The following is a 21,820-nucleotide window of genomic DNA, read 5'->3' as shown; positions in this document are numbered from 1 at the left end:
TGCTAGCCTGACCGGGCATCGAAAGGAAGCCCGATGGCAGACATCATCTACTTTCGCGGACCCGTCCTGGCCGCACCGGACCGGGTACGCCATGGACTCTGGTCGGTGGACGGCAAGCTCACGTTCAGCCGGCCCGCTGCCGCTCCGGCGCGGGAACTCGACGGCTGGGTGCTGCCGGGGTTCGTCGACGCCCACTGCCACATCGGCCTGGGTCCCGACGGTCCGGTGGAACCCGCCATTGCCCGGGAGCAGGCGCTGGCTGACCTCAACGCCGGAACCCTGCTGGTCCGCGACGCCGGCTCACCTGCCGATACCCGCTGGATGCAGGGCGGCCGGGACTTCCCGGTACTGATCCGTGCAGGACGGCATGTGGCCCGCACACGCCGCTACCTGCGCGGCTTCGCGGCGGAGGTCGAACCCGACGGGCTCGTGGAGGCCGTGCGGAAGCAAGCGCGCGACGGCGACGGCTGGGTCAAACTGGTGGGCGACTGGATCGACCGGAGCGCCGGCGACCTTGCGCCCTCCTTTCCTGCCGCCGTCGTGCGTGACGCTGTGCAGGCTGCCCATGATGAAGGTGCCCGGGTCACGGCACATTGCTTCGCCGAAGACACCCTGGACCAAATGCTGGACGCCGGCATTGACTGCATTGAGCACGCCACGGGGCTGCTGCCGCGCCACCTGCCCCGGTTCGTGGAGCAGGGCGTACCGATCGTGCCCACCCTCATCAACATCGCCACCTTTCCTGATATCGCGAAGCAGGCGGACGCAAAGTTTCCGCGCTACGCCGCCCACATGCGTGCCCTGTGGGAACGCAGGCTGGAACGGGTGGCGGAGGCCCATGCCGCCGGCGTCCGGATCTTTGCCGGCACGGACGCAGGCAGCGTGATCCGGCACGGCAGGATCGCAGATGAGATCCTCGCCCTGCACGGGGCCGGCCTGCCCATGCATGCGGCCCTGGATGCCGCCTGCTGGGCAGCGCGTGCGTGGCTGGGCGCCGACAACCTGGAGGAAGGCGCGCGGGCCGACGTCGTGGTGTGCCGGGACGACCCCCGGACCACCCCGGACACGATCACGGCGCTGGAGCACGTGGTGCTGGGCGGCCGCATCATCCGTTGAGTTATTTCGTTCCGCTACTTGGAATAAATTGAAGCTTCAAGTAATTTTAATATGTGACAGGCCGCCGAAGTGACGGCCTCCAACACAAGGAGCCTTCAAATGACCGACGCAGCCAGCAGCCAGGATCTTCTTCCTGCCGACCTCGCCATGGGCACGGTAATGCTCAAGGTGGGCGACATGAAGGTCATGACCGACTACTACCAGCGCGCACTGGGCCTGGAGGCGGTGGCGGAGCAGGACGGCGGGCTCTACCTGGGCAGGCTCGGCAGGCCGCTGGTCCATCTGGCGCCGGCCCCCGGGCTGCACCTTCCCGGCAGGGGAGAGGCCGGCCTGTTCCACACCGCCCTATTGTTCGAGGACCAGGCTTCCCTTGCGGCCACCATCGCCACGGCAGCCCAGTACGAACCCCGGTCCTTCACCGGCAGCGCCGACCACCTGGTGAGTGAGGCCTTCTACTTCACCGACCCCGAGGGCAACGGCATCGAGCTGTACTGGGACCGGCCGCGCAGCAACTGGTCCTGGAACGGGACGGACGTGGTGATGGACAGCCTGGCGCTTCCGCCGCAGCGCTACCTGGAGCAGCACCTCACTGAGGAATCCCTCGAAGGCCAGCGGCGGACGTCCGCAGGCGTGGGGCACGTCCACCTCCAGGTTGGCGACGTCCAGACCGCCAGGGACTTCTACGTGGGTACCCTGGGCTTCGAGAAGACGGCGGGCTGGCATGGGCAGGCCCTGTTCGTTTCCGCGGGCCGCTACCACCACCACATGGCCATGAACGTCTGGAACAGCCGCGGCGCCGGCCCCCGCAAGGACACCCTTGGGTTGGGCGAGGTGCTCATCGAGGTTTCCTCGGGTGACGACGTCGGGGCGCTGGCTGACCGCCTGAGGGTCGCCGGGGTGCCCGCCCACCACACCGGCGCGGAGCTCCGGTTCGAGGACCCGTGGCGCAACCGGCTCCGGGTGGCAGTCCGCTGACCGGTGCTCCTGCACGGGCCGTGCGCCAGTGCTGACGGGCCAGTGTTGGGGCTCGCGGGCTCCGGCCCGGCGCGTTTGCCGGCGGGCGCGCAGCAACTAGGCTGATTCCGTACGGCCGGGCTGCAACTCCCGGCACGCAGCTCCGCCAACGGAAGAAGGGCACCCGCCATGGGCTTCACCGAGATCTTCGTCGCCACCCATGACGCCGCGCTGAAACGCGCCGGCAACCTTGACCAGGGAAGCGGCTCCGCGGCGGACAGCGGGCCCGGGGGCCAGGCGGTGCGGATCCAGGGCATCAGCGACTTCGAAGTCGAACAGCTGGGCGATCTTGCCGGGACTGCCGTGCACGCCGGCGGGGCCGACTATGAGCTGACCATGGTGGACGTCGCCAGCGATTCGCTCCTTGCCGTGCCGCCGGCCATGGTCCGTGCGCTGGCCGACCTGCTCTCCTATGAAACCGAAGGCGAAGGCAATGTCCTTGACGACGTCGCCGAACAGTGGGCCGGCCAGGAGGATATGCCGTTCGACGCCGGCCAGGCCCGGAGCTACGTTCAGCAGGTGGCGGAGTTGGCCGCCTCGATCGACGATTCCGAGCGGACGGGACTGTACGTCTGGTCCGCCTGACCCCGTGATGCCGGTTTCGGCCGTCCTCCGCCTCCACAAGGGCCGGCCGCGGCGCCGGCGTGGTGGCCCAAGTCGAAATAACGCCGTTCATCTGGCACAATAATCAGGTACTCGATCTGCGTGGCCCCTCTCTCCGCGTCCGGATCCTGTCCTTCGAACCCGCAAGTACGGCCCGCCCCACGGGTGCAGAAAGCCGGGTTCACCCCTTTTCTGAAACAGGAGTGACCACAAAAGTGGCCGTAAAGATTCGCCTTAAGCGCTTCGGCAAGATGCGCGCCCCGTACTACCGCATCGTCGTTGCGGACTCACGCACCAAGCGTGACGGCCGCGCCATCGAGGAGATCGGCAAGTACCACCCCACCGAAGAGCCCTCGTTCATCGAGGTCAACTCCGAGCGTGCGCAGTACTGGCTCTCCGTCGGCGCCCAGCCGTCCGAGCAGGTCGCCGCGATCCTGAAGATCACCGGTGACTGGCAGAAGTTCAAGGGCCTGCCGGGCCAGGAAGGCACCCTCAAGACCAAGGTCGCGAAGGAAGCCTTTGTTGCCCCGGAGAAGGGCTCGGTCATCATCCCGGAAGCCATCACCAAGAAGGCATCCAAGTCTGACGCTGCCGAGGCCCCGGCCGACGCCGAAGCTGAGACCACCGAGGCTGAGTAGATTGCTGGCAGAAGCGCTGGAACACCTGGTCCGCGGAATCGTCGATTCCCCGGATGACGTCAAGGTCAGTTCGAAGAGCAACCGCCGCGGGGACACCCTCGAGGTGCGCGTTCACCAGGACGACCTTGGACGGGTGATTGGCCGCCAGGGCCGCACGGCCCGCGCTTTGCGCACCGTGGTGGCAGCACTGGCCGGTGGCGAACCGGTGAGGGTCGACGTCGTCGATACCGACCGCCGCCGCTGAGCGCTCGGCAACATTCAGTTTTTGCTCCGGCCCCTTCACCGCCAGGTGGAGGGGCCGGAGTGCTTTGACCAACATGGTGCTTCCACCGGAACCACCACAACCCGGAACAGAGGAACAGATGCAGCTTCAGGTGGCACGGATCGGCAAGCCGCACGGCATTCGCGGGGAAGTCACCGTCCAGGTGCTGACGGACGCTCCGGAGGACCGCTTTGTCCCGGGAACGGAATTCGTCGTTGAGGACGCCGCGGCAGGACGGCTGACCGTGCGGAGTGCGCGCTGGAACAAGGACATCCTGCTGCTCGGTTTTGAGGAGGTGGCGGACCGCAACCAGGCTGAAACCCTCCGCGGCGCCAAGCTGTTCATCGAAACCGAAGAACTGGACGGGGATGATGACGAGGGCTGGTACGAGCACGAGCTTGTCGGCCTGGAGGCCCGGGTAGGGGCGCAGGTTGTGGGCAAGGTGACTGCGCTGAACACCATGCCCGTGCAGGACCTTCTCATGGTCACCACCCCGGACGGCAAGGAAATCCTCATCCCGTTCGTGGAGCAGATCGTGCCTGAGGTGAATCTCGAGGAAGGCTTCATCCTCCTCACCCCGCCGGACGGACTCTTCGAACTCAACACCGACGAAGCCGCTGCCCCGGAACCGGAAAGCAGGGACTAGATGCGCATCGACGTCGTCAGCATCTTCCCTGAATACCTCGCCCCGCTTGAACTCTCGCTGATTGGCAAGGCCCGCCACGACGGCATCCTGGACCTGCACGTCCATGACCTGCGCAGCTTCACCACGGACAAGCACCGCACTGTCGACGACACCCCGTACGGCGGCGGCGCCGGAATGGTCATGAAGCCCGAACCCTGGGCCCAGGCACTCGCCGCCGTGGCGGAGGAGCGGCCGGATCCGCAGCGCAAGCCGGTCCTCATCGTCCCATCCCCGGCCGGCGAGCGGTTCACCCAGGCCCTCGCCTATGAACTGGCAGAGGAACAGCACCTGGCGTTTGCGTGCGGGCGGTATGAAGGCATCGATGAACGGGTCATCGAATGGGCGCAGGAACACTTCACGGTCCGGCCTGTCAGCCTGGGCGACTATGTGCTGAACGGCGGGGAAGTGGCCGTCCTGGCCATGGTGGAAGCCATTGGCCGCCTGCTGCCCGGTGTAGTGGGCAATCCCGAATCCCTGGTGGAGGAATCCCACTCCGACGGACTCCTGGAATATCCGGTCTACACCAAGCCTTCCATGTGGCGTGACCGCGAGGTGCCGCCGGTGCTCCTGAGCGGCAACCACGGCAGGATCGCCCAATGGCGGCGCCACGAGCAGTACCGCCGCACAGCGGCGCGGCGTCCGGACCTCCTGGACGGGTTCGACGCCGGCAGCCTCCCGCGTGCCGACCGCACCGAATTGCACAACCTGGGGTATGACATCGTGGATGGCAGGCTGGTCCGCCGGCCGGAAGCGGCAGCCGCGCCGCAGGATTAGTGCCGGGCGAATTGGCGTAACCCTGCCGCTGTGGCAAAATTAACCCTTGTGTCTGCTGGGTCCGCACCTGCCACAGGGGGTAGCGCGGCCAACAGCCGGACAACCGGCCCCATCAACCCTTGAAGCGGCCGGACTATTTTACTTCGGCGGTGAGACCCGGCCTGCCTTCCGGCAGCCGGACTTGCCCGCCGTGACCCAAAGTGAATGACCTGTGGCGTTCACCAGGAGTGCAATCATGCATATTCTCGATTCCGTCGATGCAGCCTCGCTGCGCAACGATGTTCCCGAGTTCCGCGCCGGCGACACGCTCAAGGTGCACGTGAACATCATCGAAGGCAAGAACACCCGTGTCCAGGTCTTCCAGGGCTTCGTCCTGGGCCGCCAGGGCGACGGCGTGCGCGAAACCTTCACCGTTCGCAAGGTCTCCTTCGGTGTCGGCGTGGAGCGTACCTTCCCGGTGCACTCCCCGATCATCGAAAAGATCGAGGTTGTCACCAAGGGTGACGTCCGCCGCGCCAAGCTGTACTACATGCGTGCACTGCGTGGCAAGGCCGCGAAGATCAAGGAAAAGCGCGACTTCAGCTCCGCCAAGTAAGTAAGTTCTGCCCGGACTTACGGCCAGGCTGGAGCGCGGCCGTACCCGGCATGCGCCGGAGCAATGCACCAGCGCCAGGATACGGACCATGCACCAGACAAAACGCCAGCCCCGCAAAATGGGCTGGCGTTTTGTTTTACTGGCCCTGCTCCTCGCGGTGGCCATCAGCGGAGTGGTCCGGTCCCTGTGGCTTGACGTCTACTTCATCCCTTCGGATTCCATGGAGCCGCTCCTGCAGGGCGGGGACCGGATCCTGGTGTCACGCACGGACTTCCAGTCCGAACCCATCCGGCACGGGGACGTCGTTGTCTTCGATGGCCGTGGCAGCTTTGCACCGTTGAACAGCGGCAAGGGTCCGCTGCCGGACGCAGCCGCTGCCGCCATGCAGTGGCTCGGCCTGACCGGCAGCGACACAACCTACGTCAAACGGGTCATCGGCCTTCCCGGCGACACGGTGGCCTGCTGTGACGCCGGCGGCAAGGTCACCGTCAACGGCACTCCCATGGATGAGCCCTACATTTTTCCCGGCGACGCGCCGAGCACGCAGAAGTTCAGCACCGCGGTTCCGGAGGGCAGGCTTTGGCTGATGGGGGACCACCGCTCGGTGTCCGCTGACTCCCGCAGCCTGCTCGGTGCTCCCGGCGGCGGACTGGTTCCGCTGGACAGGGTGATTGGCCGGCCGGTCCAGATCCTTTGGCCGCTTGATAGATTTGCTCCAGTAGCACGGCCGCCCGCAGCGGGGCCGACAACACAGAACGGACGGTAAATGCCCGAGAATCACGCGCGGAAACCTGAACCGCGCCATGACGGCGCATCAGAAACGCCCACCGTTCCAGTTCCCTCCGTACCCGGCGACACCCCGGAAACCGCCGCCCCCGTCCATCGGCGGCACAGGACGGCGTCGAAGGCAGCGGCCGCCAAGTCCGGCGGCAATCCCGTGCTCGGCTGGCTCAGGGAAATCGCCACGGTGGTGGTCATCGCCGTGGTGCTGTCCTTCCTTATCAAGACCTTCCTGTTCCGGGCATTCTTCATTCCCTCGGAATCCATGGTGAACACCCTCGACGTGGATGACCGGATCTTCGTGAACCTCCTGGTGCCGGAGCCCTTCGCGCTCAGCCGCGGCGACGTGGTGGTATTCCGTGACACCAAGGGCTGGCTGCCGCCGGCCCCGGCCAAGGCACAGGGACCGTTCACCTGGGTCCAGGACGGCCTGACGTTCGTAGGCCTCCTGCCCGACAACTCCGAACAGCACCTGGTCAAGCGTGTCATCGGGCTCCCGGGCGACCACGTTGTCTGCTGTGACGCCGGCGGTAAACTGACCATTAACGGGACCGCGATTGACGAGACCTACATCAATCCCGCGGAAGTCCCGCAGATCCGCAACTTTGACGTCACCGTACCGGAAGGCAAGGTGTGGGTGATGGGTGACAACCGGAACCACTCTGCCGATTCCCGTGCGCACATGGAGACTGACGGCGGATTCATCAATCTCAAGGACCTCGAAGGCAAGGCCGCGGTCATCGCCTGGCCGCTGAACAGGATCAAGACCCTGGACAACTACCCGGACGTGTTCCGCAGCGTCCCGGCGGCCCACTGACCGTGCCTTCAGCAGTGCAGGCGTCCCCAGCAGTGCAGACTACCCCGGCAGTGAAGGCGCGCTCCGGCTCAAAACCGGCAGCACGCGGAGCCAAGGCGCCCACGCTGCGGCACGAGCGTACCTTCAAGGCCCAGGGGGTGCGCCTGCTTGCCGGGGTGGATGAGGTTGGCCGGGGTGCCCTCGCCGGTCCTGTCAGCGTGGGAATCGCCGTCGTTGACCTGGAACGCCAGAAGCCGCTTGCAGGCGTGCGGGACAGCAAACTCCTGAGCCCTGCGGAACGGGAACGGCTGGATCCCCTGGTGCGCCGGTGGAGCATCGCATCGGCGGTGGGACACGCTTCCGCCGGCGAGATAGATTCACTCGGCATCATCGCTGCCCTTCGGCTGGCGGGAACCCGCGCGTGGAACAGCATCATCAGCGCCGGCATCATCCCGGAGGCTGTGCTGCTTGATGGAAGCCACAACTGGCTTTCCCCGGCAGGCCAGCTGTCCCTGTTCGACCAGCCCGTGCTGGAGGCCGCGTGTGAAGCCCCGGTCCATACCAAGGTCAAGGCGGACATGCAGTGCCTCAGCGTCGCGGCCGCAAGTGTTATTGCCAAGGTGGAACGGGACCGGATGATGCGGGAACTGCACACCGAATATCCCGATTACGGCTGGGACATCAACAAGGGATATGCCACGGCAGCCCATCGGAACGTCCTACGCGCCGCCGGGCCCACACCGTACCACAGGGTAAGCTGGCGGCTGCTTGGCGGGGAACTGCAGGACGCCGAGGTGCCCGACGGGGACGAGCCGTACGAAGACTGACCCCCGCCACCCGCGGCACCCGTGCCGGACATGGTGCAAGATGGAAGCATGAGTGCTGAGGATCTTGAGAACTATGAAACCGACATGGAGCTTCAGCTCTATCGTGAATACCGCGACGTGGTCGGCCTCTTCAGCTACGTTGTCGAGACCGAACGGCGCTTTTACCTGGCCAATCATGTGGACCTCCAGGCCCGCAGCGCCGATGGTGAGGTCTATTTCGACCTGACCCTCCAGGACGCCTGGGTATGGGATGTCTACCGCTCGGCACGGTTCGTCAAAAGCGTCAGGGTCCTGACCTTCAAGGACGTGAACGTGGAGGAACTGCCCCGCAACGAGGAACTGGCCCTGCCCAAGGATGTAGACCTGGGCAACTAGGGTCCCGCGGTACCCTGACTTCCCCTCCACACCGGCCCCTGTCCACATACGGCAGGGGCCTTCTGTCTTCCGCGGCCCTTCGCCTCCAGGCTGGTTGCGGAGGTACACATGAAATCCAAAGACCTGTTGGGCCGGCGGGGCGAAGACCTTGCCGTGGGCTATCTTGAAGCGCTGGGCATGCTGGTGGTGGAGCGCAACTGGCGGTGCGCCGGGGGCGAGATTGATATCGTCGCCCTCGACGGCGATGCGCTGGTGATCGCCGAAGTCAAAACCCGCCGTTCGCTCGACTACGGCCATCCGTTTGAAGCCGTCGGTCCGGAAAAGCTGGCCCGGCTGCACCGCCTCGCTGCTGCCTGGTGCCGTGACCGCGAACTGCGGATGCCGCTGCGCCGCGTGGACGTCATAGCCGTCGTGGACGACGGCGGCGGGGAACCCGTGGTCGAACACCTCAAGGGGGTGGGGTAATGTCCCTCGGGCGCACCTACTCCATCGCCCTCGTCGGGCTCAACGGCTACATGGTGGAAGTCGAGGCTGACATCGGCCAGACGCTCCCGGCCTTCGTCATTCTTGGGCTGCCGGACGCTTCCCTCAACGAAGCCAAGGAGCGCATCCGCTCAGCCGCGAAGAACTCCGGGATCCCGCTCAGCCGAAGGAAGATCACCGCAAACCTCATTCCTGCCTCACTGCCGAAACGAGGCTCCGGCTTCGATCTCGCCGTCACCATGGCCGTCCTCCGGGCAGCGAACGACATCAAGCCCACGGGGCGCACAGTCTTTATCGCCGAGCTGGGGCTCGACGGGAGGCTGCGGCCGGTGCGGGGAATCCTGCCGGCGGTCATGGCGTCGGTGCAGGCCGGGTATCCGGAGATCGTGGTGGCCCAGGCCAACCTCGCCGAGGCCTCCCTGGTCCCCGGAGCCAAGGTGCGCGGGTACCACACGCTTGCCCGGCTTGCCCTCGACTTTGGGGCGGACCCCCAGGAACTTGCCCTGGACTTCGAACCGGACGAGGCCGATGACGCCGGTGACGGCCAGGCGCTTCCCGGCCCGTGTCCCGACATGGCAGACGTCTCCGGGCAGGGCGAAGCCCGCAGGGCTCTGGAAGTGGCGGCGGCGGGCGCCCATCATCTGCTCCTCACCGGGCCGCCAGGAGCCGGCAAGACCATGCTGGCGGAGCGGCTGCCGGGCCTCCTGCCGGACCTTGGCGACCACGAGTCCATGGAAGTCACGGCCATCCACTCGCTGTGCGGCCTGCCCGCATCCTCGGTACAGCTCCTGCGCCGGCCGCCGTTCGAGAACCCGCACCACTCAGCCACCGCTGCCGCCATCATCGGCGGCGGGACCGGCCTGCCCCGGCCGGGGGCAGCATCACGTGCCCACCGGGGCGTGCTTTTCCTGGATGAGGCACCGGAGTACGAGCGGCGTGTCCTGGACGCGCTGCGGCAGCCGCTGGAGAGCGGGGAGCTGGTTATCCACCGGTCAGCCGGAACAGCCGCCTATCCGGCCCGTTTCCAGCTGGTGCTCGCCGCCAACCCCTGCCCCTGCGGCAAGGCATCGGGCAAGGGGCTGGACTGCACCTGCACACCCGTGATGCGCCGCCGCTATCTGGCCAGGATGTCCGGGCCCCTGCTGGACCGGGTGGACATCCAACTGCAGGTGGAGCGCGTATCCCTGGCCGAGTTTGGCCAAGCGGGCGCGGAAGAGGGCACTGCATCAGTGGCAGGCCGGGTCCTGGACGCGCGTGCCCGGCAGGCGGAACGGTTACGGTGCTTCGGCCTGGAGACCAATTCCCAGGTGCCGGGGCGCATCCTCCGCGGTGAACTGCGTCTCCCCGCGGCCGCGACCCGGATCCTTGACCAGTCCCTGGAGCGGGGGGTACTTACCGCCCGCGGGTATGACCGTGTCCTTCGGCTCGCGTGGACGCTGGCGGACCTGGGGCACCGCGATACGCCGGACCCGAACGACATCGGACAGGCCCTGGGCCTGCGGCAGGCTTCGGCGGCCGCGGCATGACACCCAGGGATGCCGAACGGCTGGCCCGGGCCGCCCTGTCACGGCTCATGGAGCCCCAGGACACCGCGGGCCTGGCCCTTGTCCAGATGGCAGGGGCAACGGACGCGCTGCGCATCGCTGCCGGTGAGGTGGCACCCGGGCCCGACCTGGAGCGCGGGATGACATCGCTGCTGGCTGACAGCGGGGCTGCCGGCAGTTGGGCCGGACTGGCAGCCGCGTTGAAGCGTTGGCGGCCACGGCTGCCCGACCTTGCGCCCGAACGCGACCTGGCCACTATGGCCCGGCTCGGCGGACGCCTCATCATTCCCGGTGATGAGCTGTGGCCGGCCCAACTTGCCGACTTGGGAATCCAGGAGCCCATCTGCCTTTGGTGGCGCGGGCAGGAACAACCGTTGCCGGGTGCGGACAAATCCATCGCCCTCGTGGGATCGCGGGACAGCACCAGCTATGGTGCGTCCGTGACAGGGGACATCGCTTACTCGCTGGCGCAGCGGGGTTTCACGGTGGTCTCCGGCGGAGCTTACGGTATCGACGCTCATGCCCACAGAGCCGCCCTCGCCGGCAGTTCCTCCGCCGTCCCCACCATCGCCGTCATGGCCGGGGGAGTGGACCGCTTCTATCCATCCGGTAATGACGACCTGCTGCGGGCCGTGGCAAACCAGGGTGCGGTGCTGGCCGAGGTACCACCGGGGTCGGCCCCTACCCGCTACCGCTTCCTCCAGAGGAACCGCCTCATTGCTGCCCTCTCCGCGGTGACAGTGGTGGTGGAGGCGCGCTGGCGGTCTGGGGCGCTTAATACCGCCCATCACGCAGAGACCCTGGGCCGAGCCGTCGGGGCCGTACCCGGATCCGTCCACAGTGCCAACTCCGCCGGTTGCCACCGACTCCTCCGGGACGGGGGAGCCGTCTGCGTCACCGACGCGGCTGAAGTGGCCGAACTCGCCTCGCCGAGTGGAGCTGCCCTTCCCGATCAGCCCACCGCAGACGTTGCAGTGCAGGACGGGCTGACCCTGGAGGACCTGATCCTGCTGGACGCGCTTCCGCTCCGCTCCACTGCGTCCGTGGAAAAGCTCTCAGCCGTGGCCGGGCTTGGCCAGGACTCCGTCCGGGCAGGACTTGGGAGGCTGGGGCTGCTGGGACTCGCCGTATCGGAGCGGGGCGGCTGGAAACGCGGCAAGGCATGACCGTGTCCACCGGCGGTACCGGCCGGGCAACTGGGAAAGTAGAGGAGTGGACAATGAAGAACTGCCCGGGGAACTGGCCAAGGCACTGGACGCGTTCGCCGGGTACCTGTCAGGGGAGCGCGGGATGTCCGCCCATACCATGCGTGCGTACCTGGGCGACCTGCGCAGCCTCCTGGCCCATGCTGCATCGGAAGGCGTGGCAGGGCTGAAGGAGCTTGAACTGGGGACATTCCGCCGCTGGCTTGGCAGCCAAAGTTCGGCGGGCGCCTCGCGGGCGACGCTGGCACGCCGGTCTGCCACGGCACGGGCCTTCACCGCCTGGGCCGTACGGGAGGAACTCATCACCGCAGACCCGGCCCTGCGGCTGAAGGCACCCAAACGCGAGGGGTCCCTGCCGGGGGTCCTGCAGGCCTCCCAGCTCGCGCGCATACTGGATGGCCTGGAAAGGGCGGCCGCGGAAGGCGAACCGCTGGCTGTACGCAACCGCGCCATCGTGGAACTCCTTTACGCCACAGGTATCCGGGTAGGCGAACTCGCCGGACTGGACGTCGACGACCTTGACCCGGACCGCCGGACGCTGCGGGTCATCGGCAAGGGCAACAAGGAACGCACGGTTCCGTTTGGAGTCCCGGCCGCGGTGGCCGTGGACGACTGGCTCCGGCGCGGGCGCCCGGGACTGGTGAAGGACACCAGCGGGCCCGCCCTCTTCCTCGGTGCCCGCGGTGGACGGGTCGACCAGCGGCAGGTGCGCGCCCTGGTCAACGCCCTGTTTGAGGCGCTCGGTGATACCTCCGCGTCCGGGCCCCACGCCCTGCGCCACTCGGCGGCCACTCATCTGCTCGACGGCGGCGCGGACCTCCGGGCAGTGCAGGAGATTCTTGGCCACAGCAGCCTGGCCACCACCCAGATCTACACACACGTTTCGGTTGACCGGCTCCGGAAGAGTTACCAGCAGGCGCATCCCAGGGCCTGATCGCCGAGGTAATCGCACTGGCGTAATTCAATGGCGTACGGCACAATAAGAGTCACGTCCGGCAACTTTCAAGTGCGGCTTGAAGCTCTCACGGCTTCGGACCGCGCGGCAAGCCCGGACACAGCTTAATCTGATACATCTGAATACAGGCAGGGAACCATCGCCGCAGTGCAGGGCGCAGCAGTTCCATCCAGGCCGAGGTCGTTGGGGAAGACGTACCTAGAGCTATGGAGGATGGAATGTCTGTTGCAATGACCCGCGGTGTGCTGTTCGTTCACTCGGCCCCTACGGCGCTGTGCCCCCACGTTGAGTGGGCAGTCGGCGCCGTGGTGGACAAGCGGACGGACCTTGAGTGGACCCCGCAGCCTGCTGCGCCCGGAATGTTCCGGGCCGAACTGTCCTGGACCGGAACCCCCGGAACGGGATCGAAACTGGCGTCCTGCCTGCGCGGTTGGGCGCATCTCCGCTATGAGGTGACGGAGGAGCCCAGCCAGGGCGTGGATGGTGGCCGGTGGTCGCACACCCCCGAACTGGGGATCTTTCATGCCGTCACAGACGTCCACGGCAACATCATGGTGTCCGAGGACCGCATCCGGTACGCCTACGAGTCCGGAGCCGGCGACCCCGCCGCCGTCTACCACGAGCTGTCCCTCGCCCTCGGCGAGGCGTGGGACGAAGAACTTGAACCGTTCCGCCACGCTGCCGAAGGCGCTCCCGTCCGCTGGCTGCACCAGGTGGGCTGACCGCCGTCGTCCACTTTTACCTCGACGACACCACAACACCTCCATAGCGCAAAGGAGGCCCCGCCAAGCGGCGGGGCCTCCTTTGCCGTCCGGGGCGACTTCCCCGGGCAGCGCCTAGATGCTGCGGATAGCCACGACGGCGTTGTGGCCGCCGAAGCCAAAGGAGTTGCTCAGTGCCACGATGTTCCCTGCAGGGAGGTCGCGGGCGGAGGTGACCACGTCGAGCGGGATCTCCGGATCCTGGTTTTCCAGGTTGATGGTCACCGGCGCCTTGCGGTCATGGACGGCCAGTACGGTGAGGACAGCCTCAACCGCCCCCGAAGCGCCCAGGAGGTGGCCCATCTGCGACTTGGTGGCAGAGACCGCCACGTCGTCCACGTGGCTGCCCAGGGCAGCACGCAGGGCCGTGTACTCGGGCTTGTCGCCGACAGGGGTGGAGGTGGCGTGGGCGTTGACGTGAACCACGTCCTCAGCCTGGATCCGGCCGTCGAACATGGCCGCCTTCAGAGCGCGGGTGGCACCAAGCCCCTGGGGATCCGGGGCAGTGATGTGGTAGGCGTCAGCGGTGACGGACGTACCGGCGAGCTCGGCATAGATGCGGGCTCCGCGGGCCAGGGCGTGTTCCTCGGCCTCGAGGACCAGGGCGCCGGCACCTTCGCCCATGACGAAGCCGTCACGGCCGGTGTCGTACGGGCGTGAGGCGCCCTGGGGATCATCGTTCCGGCGGGACAGGGCCTGCATTGAGGCAAATGCTGCCAGCGGCATGGGGTGGATGGCTGCCTCGGCGCCGCCGCACATGACGACGTCGGCCTTGCCCGAGCGGATGAGCTCCAGGCCAAGGTGCATGGCCTCCGTGCCGGAGGCGCAGGCGGAGACGGGGGTGTGGGCGCCGGCGCGGGCACCGAGGTCCAGGCTCACGGCCGCGGCAACACCATTGGGCATGAGCATGGGCACCGTCATGGGCAGGACGCGGCGCGGGCCCTTTTCCTTCAGGGTGTCCCAGGCGTCCAGCAGCGTCCAGACGCCACCGATGCCGGTGGCAAAGGCAACAGCCAGCCGGTCCTGGTCGAATTCCGTGATGCCCGAATCGGCCCAGGCTTCCCGTGCAGCGATGACGCCGAACTGGGTGGACGGGTCCATCCGCTTGGCCTCGACGCGGCTGAGGACATCAAGGGCCGGCGTGCTGCACCGTGCGGCGAAGTGGACAGGGAGTTCGTACTTGGCTACCCAGTCGTCCTCCAGGGTGCGGGCACCGGAGACCCCCTTGAGGGCGTTGCTCCACATTGTGGGCACATCGCCGCCGATGGGCGTAGTGGCGCCCAGACCGGTAATGACTACTTTGCGTGTCATGGGATCACTCTTTCGTCGGTGGGGGTATCCGCCTGCGGCTGCCGCAGGGTCCCGCACAGTTTGATGATCGGCCAGTCCCGGTCGGGGGGTACTGTGCCGGATAAATGCGGCGGGCTGCCGGTCCGGTCAGTCCGGACCGGCAGCCCCGCCAAGCCGTAGGACGGCGAAAGCCCTTGGCTAGGCCTGTGCTCCGGCGATGAAGCTGACGGCGTCGCCAACAGTCTTGAGGTTCTTGACCTCTTCGTCCGGGATGCGGACGCCGAACTTTTCCTCGGCGTTGACCACGATGGTCATCATGGAGATGGAGTCGATGTCCAGGTCCTCGGTGAAGGACTTGTCCAACTCGACGGCCTCCGGGGCCAGGCCGGTTTCCTCGTTGACGATTTCAGCCAAGCCGGCCAGGATCTCTTCGTTGCTAGCCATTGGTGGCTCCTTTTCTTGTATTGCCGGCAGGGACTGCCGGAAACGGTCCGGGCCGCGGTTGCGACCCTTGGGCGTATCTAGGGAAGGACAACTACCTGTGCGCCGAAGACCAGCCCGGCACCGAAACCGATCTGCAGGGCCAGCCCGCCGCTCAGTCCGGGGTTCTCCTGCAGGAGCCGGTGCGTTGCCAGCGGGATCGAGGCAGCGGACGTGTTGCCGGCCTCGGCAATGTCCCGTGCCACTGTAACCGTCTCGGGCAGCTTCAGCTTCTTCACCATCTCGTCGATGATGCGCATGTTGGCCTGGTGGGGGATGAAGGCAACCAGGTCTTCAGCCTGGATGCCGGCAGCATCGAGTGCCTGCTGGGCCACCTTGGCCATTTCCCACACCGCCCAGCGGAACACCGTCTGGCCGTCCTGGCGGAGGGTGGGATAGAGCTCCTGGGCTTCCTCCAGGAGGGCGAGGTCGCCCGTGGAGTCGGACTGCCGGGCGGCGAGGCCGAGGTCGCGGACGTCAAGCAGGGAGCGGGTCATGCCAATGGCGTCCCACTTGCTGCCGTCTGAGCCCCATACCGAGGGGGCGATGCCCGGGGTGTCGGAGGGGCCGATCACGACGGCGCCGGCACCATCACCGAGCAGGAAGGAGATGGTGCGTTCCCGGTTGTCGATGACGTCGGAAAGCTTTTCGGCCCCCACCACCAGGACATACTTTGCGGTACCGGAGCGGACCAGGGCGTCGGCCTGGGCAATCCCGTAGCAGTAGCCGGCGCAAGCGGCGGAAATATCAAAGGCAGGTGCGGGCGTGGCGCCGATCCTGTCGGCCAGGCTGGCTGCGGCGGAAGGCGTCGCGTAGGGGTGTGTCACGGTGGAAACAATGACGGCCCCGAGCTCCGAGGCGTCAATACCGGCCTTCTCCATGGCTTCGCGGGCAGCGCCCTCTGCCATGTCGATCACGCTGACGTCGGCAGCCGCGCGGTGGCGGGTGACGATGCCGGTGCGCTGGCGGATCCACTCGTCCGAGGAATCAATCCACTGGCACACGTCCTCGTTGGTGACGATGACGTCCGGCCGGTAGGCCCCCAGGCCAAGGATGCGGCTGTGCTCGTGGATGGGAACCTGTTTCAGTGTGGGAACGCTCATGCGTTGCCCTCCAGTTCTGCAAAGAGCGCCAGGGCCGCGGAGAGGTCATCAGGAGTCTTCACCGCAACGGTCTTGACGCCGGGCATGCCGCGCTTGGCCAGTCCGGCCAGCGTGCCGGCAGGGGCGAGTTCGATCACGCCGGTCACACCGCGCTTGACCATGCTCTCCATGCAGAGGTCCCACCGGACCGGGCGGGACACCTGGGCAATCAGGCTTTCGACGGCGGCATCACCGTCCGTGACTTCACCGCCGTCGAAATTCGACAGCAGCGGCACCTTGGGCGCCACCGGGTTCAGCTGCGGCTTCAGTTTCTCAAGCGCGCTGACAGCGGGCGACATATGGCTGGTGTGGAAGGCGCCGGCCACCTTGAGCGGGATGACGCGGGCCTTGGCGGGAGGGTTCTCGGCCAGGGCCTTCAGCTGTTCAAAGGTTCCGGCCGCCACTGTCTGGCCTGCCCCGTTGACGTTGGCGGGGGCGGCGCCGGCCGCCTCGATGGCTGCCAGCACCTCGGCCGGGTCACCGCCTACGACGGCGCTCATGCCTGTGGGGGTGACGGCTGCCGCGGCGGCCATGCTGTTGGCGCGTTCGCGGACGAAGGTCATGGCTTCCTGCTCCGTCAGCACTCCAGCCAGGGCGGAGGCGGTGATTTCACCCACGGAGTGGCCCGCGAGGATCACCGGAAGGGAGTTGAGTTCGACATCGAAGAGGGAGGCGGCGGTGACCAGCCCCGCGGCAACGATCAGGGGCTGCGCAACCGCAGTGTCCTTGATGGTTTCCTCGTCGGAGGTGGTCCCGTGGGCTATCAGGTCAATGCCTGCGATGTCACTCAGGGAGGCCAGCTGGCCTGCCACCGAGGGAAGTTCCAGCCAGGGGGCCAGAAAACCCGGGGTCTGTGAGCCCTGTCCAGGGCAGACTATTGCAAGCACGTAACCAGCTTTCCAAATTACTGTGTGATCCAGCGGTGTTTCACCGCACCAAGCTCACGGGGTCAGGTTGTAGGAAGTCTACAATGCCTCACGACTGGTTACGGGACGGTTGCCGCTCCGTGGCGGCCTTGGGCGGGGCCGACAGCCGGCCCACCACCAGCGCGGCCTGCAGGACGAACGCCTCCCGCGGCAGCAACGGATCCCAGCCTGTGACGTCGCAGACGCGCTTCAGCCGGTACCGAACAGTATTGGCGTGGACGAAGAGTTCCCGGGCTGTCGCCTCCAGCGAGTGGCCCAGTTCCAGGTACGTTCCCAGCGTTTCCACCAGGCCGTTGGACGCCGCCAGGAGGGGCCGGTAAATGTTCTTCACCAGCGAGCGGCGCGCCGCATCATCGCCGGAAATAACGCGTTCGGGCAGAAGGTCGTCCGCGGCTACCGGCCGCGGAGCGGAGGGCCAGGCGCGCGCGGCGGTCAGCCCCGCAAAGGCCGACTGCGCGGAACCGCTGGCTTCCAGCAGCGAGCTGGCCTCGGGCCCGTAAACCACGGGTCCGGGGGCGAACATGTCGCTGAGCTTCACATAGGCTGTTTCGCGGTCCTGCACGCCGCCAAGGATGAGGATCAGCCGGTCGCCCTGGATGCCCACCAGCGCGTCCTCGGCATAGCGCCCGGCCATCCGCCGCAACTCGCTGACGTAGCTGGCGCTGGGTTCGGAGGGCGAATTGCCCACCATCACGGTGAACCTCTCCTGCGCCTTCCAGCCAAGCGCTGCGATGCGTGAGCGCAGGGCGTCCGTGTTTTCGCCGCGGAGGATCGCATCCACGATCAGGGCTTCCAACCGGGTATCCCAGGAGCCGCGGGATTCGGCAGCGCGGGCGTACACGTCGGCGGCGGCGAAGGCCACCTCCCGCGAATAGCGCAGGACTGCTTCGCGCAGGGACGGCTGGTCGGCTTCCGGCGCGATGACCGGAACCTGGTCCTCCACCACCTCCACCACGATCCTGATCAGCTGCAACGCCTTCTGCAGGCTGATCGACCGCGTGAGTTCCGTGGGGGCTGTCCCAAAGACATCCGTGAGGATCCACGACGGCGAGCTCGGCCGTTCGTACCAGGTCACGAAAGCGGCGATGCCGTTCTGTGCCACCATTCCCAGTGCCGACCGCTCATCCGCACTGAGCCGGCTGTACCAGGGGAGCGACTGCTCCAGCTTGCGCATGGTGCTGGTAGAGAGCTGGCCGACGTTGGCGCGGAGCTGCTTGAGGGTTTCGGACTTCTCCGGCGTGACCTTCGGCGGGGTCGGTTTCCGCTTGGAGGACGGGCTGGCTGGTGCTGGCATTCTTTGAGCATACGGCCACCGTCGCGCAAGCTCCATTTGTGCGAAGGCTACAATCCGCCTTGTCACGGATCACAAGACGTCCGGCCCCGTCCGGTGCCGCACACTACAGACACGACGACGGCGGCCCCCACCTTGGTAGGTGGGGGCCGCCGTCGTCGTGATGCTGCTTGATACGCTGTCCAGCCGGAAGGCTAGGCTTCGCCTCCGGCATTGCCGGTGGTGCCGGCATTGACGTTGAGCAGCTTGTACTTCTCGATGGCCTTGACCGGGGCGTCAACATCCACCTCGCCACGGCGCGCCAGCATTTCAAGGGCACGCACCACGATGGAGTGGGTGTCGTTCTTGAAGTAGCGGCGGGCTGCTGCGCGGGTGTCGGAGAAGCCGAAGCCGTCGGCGCCGAGGGTGGCGAATTCGTTGGGGACGAACTGCCGGATCTGGTCGGGGACGGCTTTCATGTAGTCGGAGACGGCGACGATGGGGCCGGTGGCGCCTTCGAGTTGCTGGGTGACGAACGGGGTGCGGGCGGGTTGGCCGGGGTTGAGGAAGGCTTCTTCTTCGGCGGCGAGGCCGTCGCGGCGCAGTTCGTTCCAGGAGGTGACGGACCAGACGTCGGCGGAGACGTTCCAGTCGTCGGCCAGGACGCGCTGGGCTTCGATGGCCCAGGGCACGGAGACGCCGGAGGCGAGGATCTGGGTGCGGGGGCCGTCGATCTTTGCCGGTGCGAGCAGGTAGATGCCCTTGATGACGCCTTCGATGTCGAGGTTTTCGGGTTCGGCGGGCTGGACGATGGGTTCGTTGTACACGGTGAGGTAGTACATGACGTTCTTGTCCGTTGAGTCCGGCCCGTACATGCGTTCGAGGCCGGAGCGGATGATGTGGCCGATTTCGTAGCCGTAGGCGGGGTCGTAGGTGAGCACGGCGGGGTTGGTGGAGGCGAGCAGGGGGGAGTGGCCGTCGGCGTGCTGGAGGCCTTCGCCGGTGAGGGTGGTCCGGCCTGCGGTGGCGCCGATGATGAAGCCGCGGGTCATTTGGTCTGCTGCGGCCCAGAAGGCGTCGCCGGTGCGCTGGAAGCCGAACATGGAGTAGAACACGTAGACCGGGACCAGGGGCACGCCGTGGGTGGCGTAGGAGGTCCCGGCGGCGGTGAAGGCTGCCACGGCGCCGGCTTCGTTGATGCCGGGGTGGATCAGTTGCCCGGCGGGGGATTCCTTGTAGGCCAGGACCAGGTCGCGGTCCACGGAGAGGTAGTTCTGGCCCTTGGGGTTGTAGATCTTCGCGGTGGGGAAGAACGCATCCATGCCGAACGTGCGGGCTTCGTCGGGGATGATCGGGGCGATGTGCTTGCCGAAGTTCTTATCCCGCATCAGGTCCTTGAGGAGCCGGACGAAGGCCATGGTGGTGGCGGCCTGCTGCTTGCCAGAACCGCGCTTTGCCACCTCGTAGGACTTCGCGTCGGGCAGCACGATCTCGGCGTGGGTATTCCGGCGTTCCGGGACGGCTCCGCCCAGGGCAGCGCGGCGCTCCATCATGTACTTGATTTCCGGGGCGTCGTTACCGGGGTGGTAGTACGGCGGCCGGTACGAGTCCTTCTCGAGCTGTTCGTCACTGACGGGGATCCGCAGGTGGTCGCGGAACTTCTTCAGGTCATCCAGGGTCAGCTTCTTCATCTGGTGGGTCGCGTTGCGGCCCTCGAAGTGCGGTCCCAGGCCGTAGCCCTTGACGGTGTGGGCGAGGATGACGGTGGGTTTGCCCTTGAATTCGGTGGCGGCTTTGTAGGCTGCGTAGACCTTGCGGTAGTCGTGGCCGCCGCGTTTGAGGTTCCAGATCTGGTCGTCGGTGAGGTCCGCGACGAGGTCTTTGGTCTGCGGGGTTTTGCCGAAGAAGTGTTCGCGGACGAACCCGCCGGATTCGGCTTTGTAGGTCTGGTAGTCCCCGTCGACGGTTTCGTTCATGATTTTCACCAGGGACCCGTCGGTGTCGCGGGTGAGCAGGTCATCCCATTCCCGGCCCCAGACGACCTTGATCACGTTCCAGCCCGCGCCGCGGAAGAACGCTTCGAGTTCCTGCATGATCTTGCCGTTGCCGCGCACCGGGCCGTCCAGGCGCTGGAGGTTGCAGTTGATCACGAAGTTCAGGTTGTCCAGGTTTTCGTTCGCCGCCAGCTGCAGCAGGCCGCGGGATTCGGGTTCGTCCATTTCGCCGTCGCCCAGGAACGCCCAGACCTGCTGGTCGGAGGTGTCTTTCAGGCCACGGTTGTGCAGGTACCGGTTGTTCTGGGCCTGGTAGATCGCGTTCATCGGGCCGATGCCCATGGACACGGTGGGGAATTCCCAGAAGTGCGGCATCAGGCGCGGATGCGGGTAGGAGGACAGGGCGTGGCCCTCGCGGGACTTTTCCTGCCGGAACCCGTCCAGGTCCTCCTCGGAGAGGCGTCCTTCCATGAACGCCCGGGCGTACATGCCGGGGGAGGCGTGGCCCTGGAAGAAGACCTGGTCCCCGCCGCCGGGGTGGTCCTTGCCGCGGAAGAAGTGGTTGAACCCGACCTCGTACAGGGTCGCGGCACCGGCGTAGGTGGAGATGTGCCCGCCGACGCCGATATCGGGCCGCTGCGCCCGGTGGACCATGACCGCGGCGTTCCACCGCATGTAGGCCCGGTACCGGCGCTCGTACTCCTCGTTGCCCGGGAACTGGGCTTCCTGGTCCACCGGGATCGTGTTCACGTAATCGGTGGTGGTCACCATCGGCACCCCGACGCTCTGCGCGCCGGCGCGCTGCAGCAGGCTCCGCATGATGTATTGGGCACGCTCGGTGCCCTGTTCCCTGATCAACGCATCCAGGGACTCAACCCACTCGGCAGTCTCTTCCGGATCACGATCAGGCAGCTGGTTAGTCAACCCGCTGAGGATATGGGAGGTATCTTCTCCTGCAGCCACGTCCAACCTCTCTTTGCGCGCATGAATCGGCGCACTCAGGCCAGGCAGGGTGACTGCCCGGCGTACATACGCCGTGTGCGACGTATCGGTTACAACAGCCCGGGCATGTGTGCCGGGCAGCTTCCTAGCGCTCCTATGTCTGCACGGAGTCACAAGGTTGTCGTCCCGCAGCCATAGTTGTCACCAGCCACTCTAGCCCTGACCGCAACGCGATGCGTAGCCGCGGGTCAGGTGCTGCGGTTGTATTTCGTTCGTCATACTGGTTGTGTGACAAAAAGCCCTTGTGACGGGGAGGCTGCAGCCGGATGTGACGCAGAATATGCGCAGTCCCGGGGGCGGCAG

At 66.6% G+C, this 21,820-nt stretch carries 23 protein-coding genes; 17 read left to right on the top strand and 6 right to left on the bottom strand.

From position 1 onward, the window contains the following. The first annotated feature begins 33 nt into the window (after nucleotides 1–33). From LDO14_RS12020 to LDO14_RS11940, 17 genes are all read left to right on the top strand, one after another. The gene (locus tag LDO14_RS12020) at nucleotides 34–1,116 is read left to right on the top strand and encodes an amidohydrolase family protein (RefSeq protein ID WP_223991940.1); all 1,083 of its coding nucleotides are present in this window, start codon (nucleotides 34–36) and stop codon (nucleotides 1,114–1,116) included. A gap of 99 nt (nucleotides 1,117–1,215) precedes the next feature. Further along, complete coding sequence (locus LDO14_RS12015) at nucleotides 1,216–2,091, top strand: VOC family protein (protein WP_134163883.1); 876 nt, start codon at nucleotides 1,216–1,218, stop codon at nucleotides 2,089–2,091. 168 nt (nucleotides 2,092–2,259) lie between these two features. Continuing rightward, nucleotides 2,260–2,715 carry a hypothetical protein gene (locus LDO14_RS12010; protein ID WP_223991939.1) on the top strand — a complete coding sequence of 152 codons (456 nt, stop codon included), beginning with the start codon at nucleotides 2,260–2,262 and terminating at the stop codon, nucleotides 2,713–2,715. A 233-nt stretch (nucleotides 2,716–2,948) separates the two neighbouring features. Next, the gene (rpsP, locus tag LDO14_RS12005; protein WP_018768286.1) at nucleotides 2,949–3,371 is read left to right on the top strand and encodes a 30S ribosomal protein S16; all 423 of its coding nucleotides are present in this window, start codon (nucleotides 2,949–2,951) and stop codon (nucleotides 3,369–3,371) included. Between the two features lies 1 nt (nucleotide 3,372). Then, nucleotides 3,373–3,615 carry an RNA-binding protein gene (locus tag LDO14_RS12000; protein ID WP_013601399.1) on the top strand — a complete coding sequence of 81 codons (243 nt, stop codon included), beginning with the start codon at nucleotides 3,373–3,375 and terminating at the stop codon, nucleotides 3,613–3,615. A 118-nt stretch (nucleotides 3,616–3,733) separates the two neighbouring features. Next, nucleotides 3,734–4,279: a ribosome maturation factor RimM gene (gene rimM / locus LDO14_RS11995; RefSeq protein WP_223991938.1), complete on the top strand. Its 546-nt coding sequence runs from the start codon at nucleotides 3,734–3,736 to the stop codon at nucleotides 4,277–4,279. Beyond that, a complete protein-coding gene (trmD, locus tag LDO14_RS11990) occupies nucleotides 4,280–5,092 on the top strand; it encodes a tRNA (guanosine(37)-N1)-methyltransferase TrmD (RefSeq protein ID WP_223991936.1) in 813 nt (270 codons plus the stop codon). 235 nt (nucleotides 5,093–5,327) lie between these two features. Then, nucleotides 5,328–5,687, top strand: a complete 360-nt coding sequence (gene rplS, locus LDO14_RS11985) for a 50S ribosomal protein L19 (RefSeq protein WP_018768283.1) — start codon at nucleotides 5,328–5,330, stop codon at nucleotides 5,685–5,687. An 88-nt stretch (nucleotides 5,688–5,775) separates the two neighbouring features. Beyond that, complete coding sequence (lepB, locus tag LDO14_RS11980) at nucleotides 5,776–6,453, top strand: signal peptidase I (RefSeq protein ID WP_223991934.1); 678 nt, start codon at nucleotides 5,776–5,778, stop codon at nucleotides 6,451–6,453. Next, nucleotides 6,454–7,284 carry a signal peptidase I gene (gene lepB, locus LDO14_RS11975; RefSeq protein ID WP_056387858.1) on the top strand — a complete coding sequence of 277 codons (831 nt, stop codon included), beginning with the start codon at nucleotides 6,454–6,456 and terminating at the stop codon, nucleotides 7,282–7,284. It begins immediately after the preceding gene. A 50-nt stretch (nucleotides 7,285–7,334) separates the two neighbouring features. Beyond that, nucleotides 7,335–8,090, top strand: a complete 756-nt coding sequence (locus LDO14_RS11970) for a ribonuclease HII (RefSeq protein WP_056388162.1) — start codon at nucleotides 7,335–7,337, stop codon at nucleotides 8,088–8,090. A gap of 48 nt (nucleotides 8,091–8,138) precedes the next feature. Next, a complete protein-coding gene (locus LDO14_RS11965) occupies nucleotides 8,139–8,465 on the top strand; it encodes a DUF2469 domain-containing protein (RefSeq protein ID WP_056335405.1) in 327 nt (108 codons plus the stop codon). A gap of 108 nt (nucleotides 8,466–8,573) precedes the next feature. Further along, nucleotides 8,574–8,930, top strand: coding sequence for a YraN family protein (locus LDO14_RS11960; RefSeq protein ID WP_018768278.1), 357 nt, complete (start codon nucleotides 8,574–8,576; stop codon nucleotides 8,928–8,930). Then, on the top strand, nucleotides 8,930–10,474 hold the full coding sequence (locus tag LDO14_RS11955) for a YifB family Mg chelatase-like AAA ATPase (protein WP_223991932.1): 1,545 nt from the start codon (nucleotides 8,930–8,932) through the stop codon (nucleotides 10,472–10,474). Before LDO14_RS11960 ends, LDO14_RS11955 begins: the two co-directional genes overlap by 1 nt. Beyond that, entirely contained in the window at nucleotides 10,471–11,658 is a 1,188-nt protein-coding gene (gene dprA / locus LDO14_RS11950) for a DNA-processing protein DprA (RefSeq protein WP_223991931.1), read from the top strand. Before LDO14_RS11955 ends, dprA begins: the two co-directional genes overlap by 4 nt. Nucleotides 11,659–11,704: 46 nt before the next feature. Further along, complete coding sequence (locus LDO14_RS11945) at nucleotides 11,705–12,631, top strand: tyrosine recombinase XerC (protein WP_223991928.1); 927 nt, start codon at nucleotides 11,705–11,707, stop codon at nucleotides 12,629–12,631. A 239-nt stretch (nucleotides 12,632–12,870) separates the two neighbouring features. Continuing rightward, on the top strand, nucleotides 12,871–13,374 hold the full coding sequence (locus LDO14_RS11940; RefSeq protein ID WP_026265612.1) for a DUF3145 domain-containing protein: 504 nt from the start codon (nucleotides 12,871–12,873) through the stop codon (nucleotides 13,372–13,374). Between the two features lie 114 nt (nucleotides 13,375–13,488). Here LDO14_RS11940 and LDO14_RS11935 read toward each other — a convergent pair whose 3' ends face one another. The 6 genes from LDO14_RS11935 to aceE all read right to left on the bottom strand — a co-directional run bounded on the left by LDO14_RS11935 (nucleotide 13,489) and on the right by aceE (nucleotide 21,478). Continuing rightward, a complete protein-coding gene (locus tag LDO14_RS11935; RefSeq protein WP_018768273.1) occupies nucleotides 13,489–14,724 on the bottom strand; it encodes a beta-ketoacyl-[acyl-carrier-protein] synthase II in 1,236 nt (411 codons plus the stop codon). Nucleotides 14,725–14,901: 177 nt separating this feature from the next. After that, nucleotides 14,902–15,147, bottom strand: a complete 246-nt coding sequence (locus tag LDO14_RS11930) for an acyl carrier protein (protein WP_009359314.1) — start codon at nucleotides 15,145–15,147, stop codon at nucleotides 14,902–14,904. 77 nt (nucleotides 15,148–15,224) lie between these two features. Continuing rightward, a complete protein-coding gene (locus tag LDO14_RS11925) occupies nucleotides 15,225–16,286 on the bottom strand; it encodes a beta-ketoacyl-ACP synthase III (protein WP_056387340.1) in 1,062 nt (353 codons plus the stop codon). Next, a complete protein-coding gene (locus LDO14_RS11920; RefSeq protein WP_186447725.1) occupies nucleotides 16,283–17,212 on the bottom strand; it encodes an ACP S-malonyltransferase in 930 nt (309 codons plus the stop codon). Before LDO14_RS11920 ends, LDO14_RS11925 begins: the two co-directional genes overlap by 4 nt. 88 nt (nucleotides 17,213–17,300) lie before the next feature. Then, nucleotides 17,301–18,545, bottom strand: coding sequence for a helix-turn-helix domain-containing protein (locus LDO14_RS11915; RefSeq protein ID WP_018768270.1), 1,245 nt, complete (start codon nucleotides 18,543–18,545; stop codon nucleotides 17,301–17,303). 191 nt (nucleotides 18,546–18,736) lie between these two features. Further along, nucleotides 18,737–21,478, bottom strand: a complete 2,742-nt coding sequence (gene aceE, locus LDO14_RS11910) for a pyruvate dehydrogenase (acetyl-transferring), homodimeric type (protein WP_223991926.1) — start codon at nucleotides 21,476–21,478, stop codon at nucleotides 18,737–18,739. Between the last annotated feature and the right edge of the window lie 342 nt (nucleotides 21,479–21,820).

This window comes from Arthrobacter sp. NicSoilB11 (genome assembly GCF_019977375.1).
GTDB lineage: Bacteria > Actinomycetota > Actinomycetes > Actinomycetales > Micrococcaceae > Arthrobacter.
The sequence above is the reverse complement of the archived record's forward strand: the minus strand, read 5'-3'. Positions and strand labels throughout refer to the sequence as shown.

Excerpts from the sequence above, each read along its gene's own strand:
- LDO14_RS12020 (WP_223991940.1), top strand. The coding sequence starts at position 34 with ATGGCAGACATCATCTACTTTCGCGGACCCGTCCTGGCCGCACCGGAC.
- LDO14_RS12015 (WP_134163883.1), top strand. The coding sequence starts at position 1,216 with ATGACCGACGCAGCCAGCAGCCAGGATCTTCTTCCTGCCGACCTCGCC.
- LDO14_RS12010 (WP_223991939.1), top strand. The coding sequence starts at position 2,260 with ATGGGCTTCACCGAGATCTTCGTCGCCACCCATGACGCCGCGCTGAAA.
- rimM (WP_223991938.1), top strand. The coding sequence starts at position 3,734 with ATGCAGCTTCAGGTGGCACGGATCGGCAAGCCGCACGGCATTCGCGGG.
- trmD (WP_223991936.1), top strand. The coding sequence starts at position 4,280 with ATGCGCATCGACGTCGTCAGCATCTTCCCTGAATACCTCGCCCCGCTT.
- rplS (WP_018768283.1), top strand. The coding sequence starts at position 5,328 with ATGCATATTCTCGATTCCGTCGATGCAGCCTCGCTGCGCAACGATGTT.
- lepB (WP_223991934.1), top strand. The coding sequence starts at position 5,776 with ATGCACCAGACAAAACGCCAGCCCCGCAAAATGGGCTGGCGTTTTGTT.
- lepB (WP_056387858.1), top strand. The coding sequence starts at position 6,454 with ATGCCCGAGAATCACGCGCGGAAACCTGAACCGCGCCATGACGGCGCA.
- LDO14_RS11965 (WP_056335405.1), top strand. The coding sequence starts at position 8,139 with ATGAGTGCTGAGGATCTTGAGAACTATGAAACCGACATGGAGCTTCAG.
- LDO14_RS11960 (WP_018768278.1), top strand. The coding sequence starts at position 8,574 with ATGAAATCCAAAGACCTGTTGGGCCGGCGGGGCGAAGACCTTGCCGTG.
- LDO14_RS11955 (WP_223991932.1), top strand. The coding sequence starts at position 8,930 with ATGTCCCTCGGGCGCACCTACTCCATCGCCCTCGTCGGGCTCAACGGC.
- dprA (WP_223991931.1), top strand. The coding sequence starts at position 10,471 with ATGACACCCAGGGATGCCGAACGGCTGGCCCGGGCCGCCCTGTCACGG.
- LDO14_RS11940 (WP_026265612.1), top strand. The coding sequence starts at position 12,871 with ATGTCTGTTGCAATGACCCGCGGTGTGCTGTTCGTTCACTCGGCCCCT.
- LDO14_RS11935 (WP_018768273.1), bottom strand. The coding sequence starts at position 14,724 with ATGACACGCAAAGTAGTCATTACCGGTCTGGGCGCCACTACGCCCATC.
- LDO14_RS11930 (WP_009359314.1), bottom strand. The coding sequence starts at position 15,147 with ATGGCTAGCAACGAAGAGATCCTGGCCGGCTTGGCTGAAATCGTCAAC.
- LDO14_RS11925 (WP_056387340.1), bottom strand. The coding sequence starts at position 16,286 with ATGAGCGTTCCCACACTGAAACAGGTTCCCATCCACGAGCACAGCCGC.
- LDO14_RS11915 (WP_018768270.1), bottom strand. The coding sequence starts at position 18,545 with ATGCCAGCACCAGCCAGCCCGTCCTCCAAGCGGAAACCGACCCCGCCG.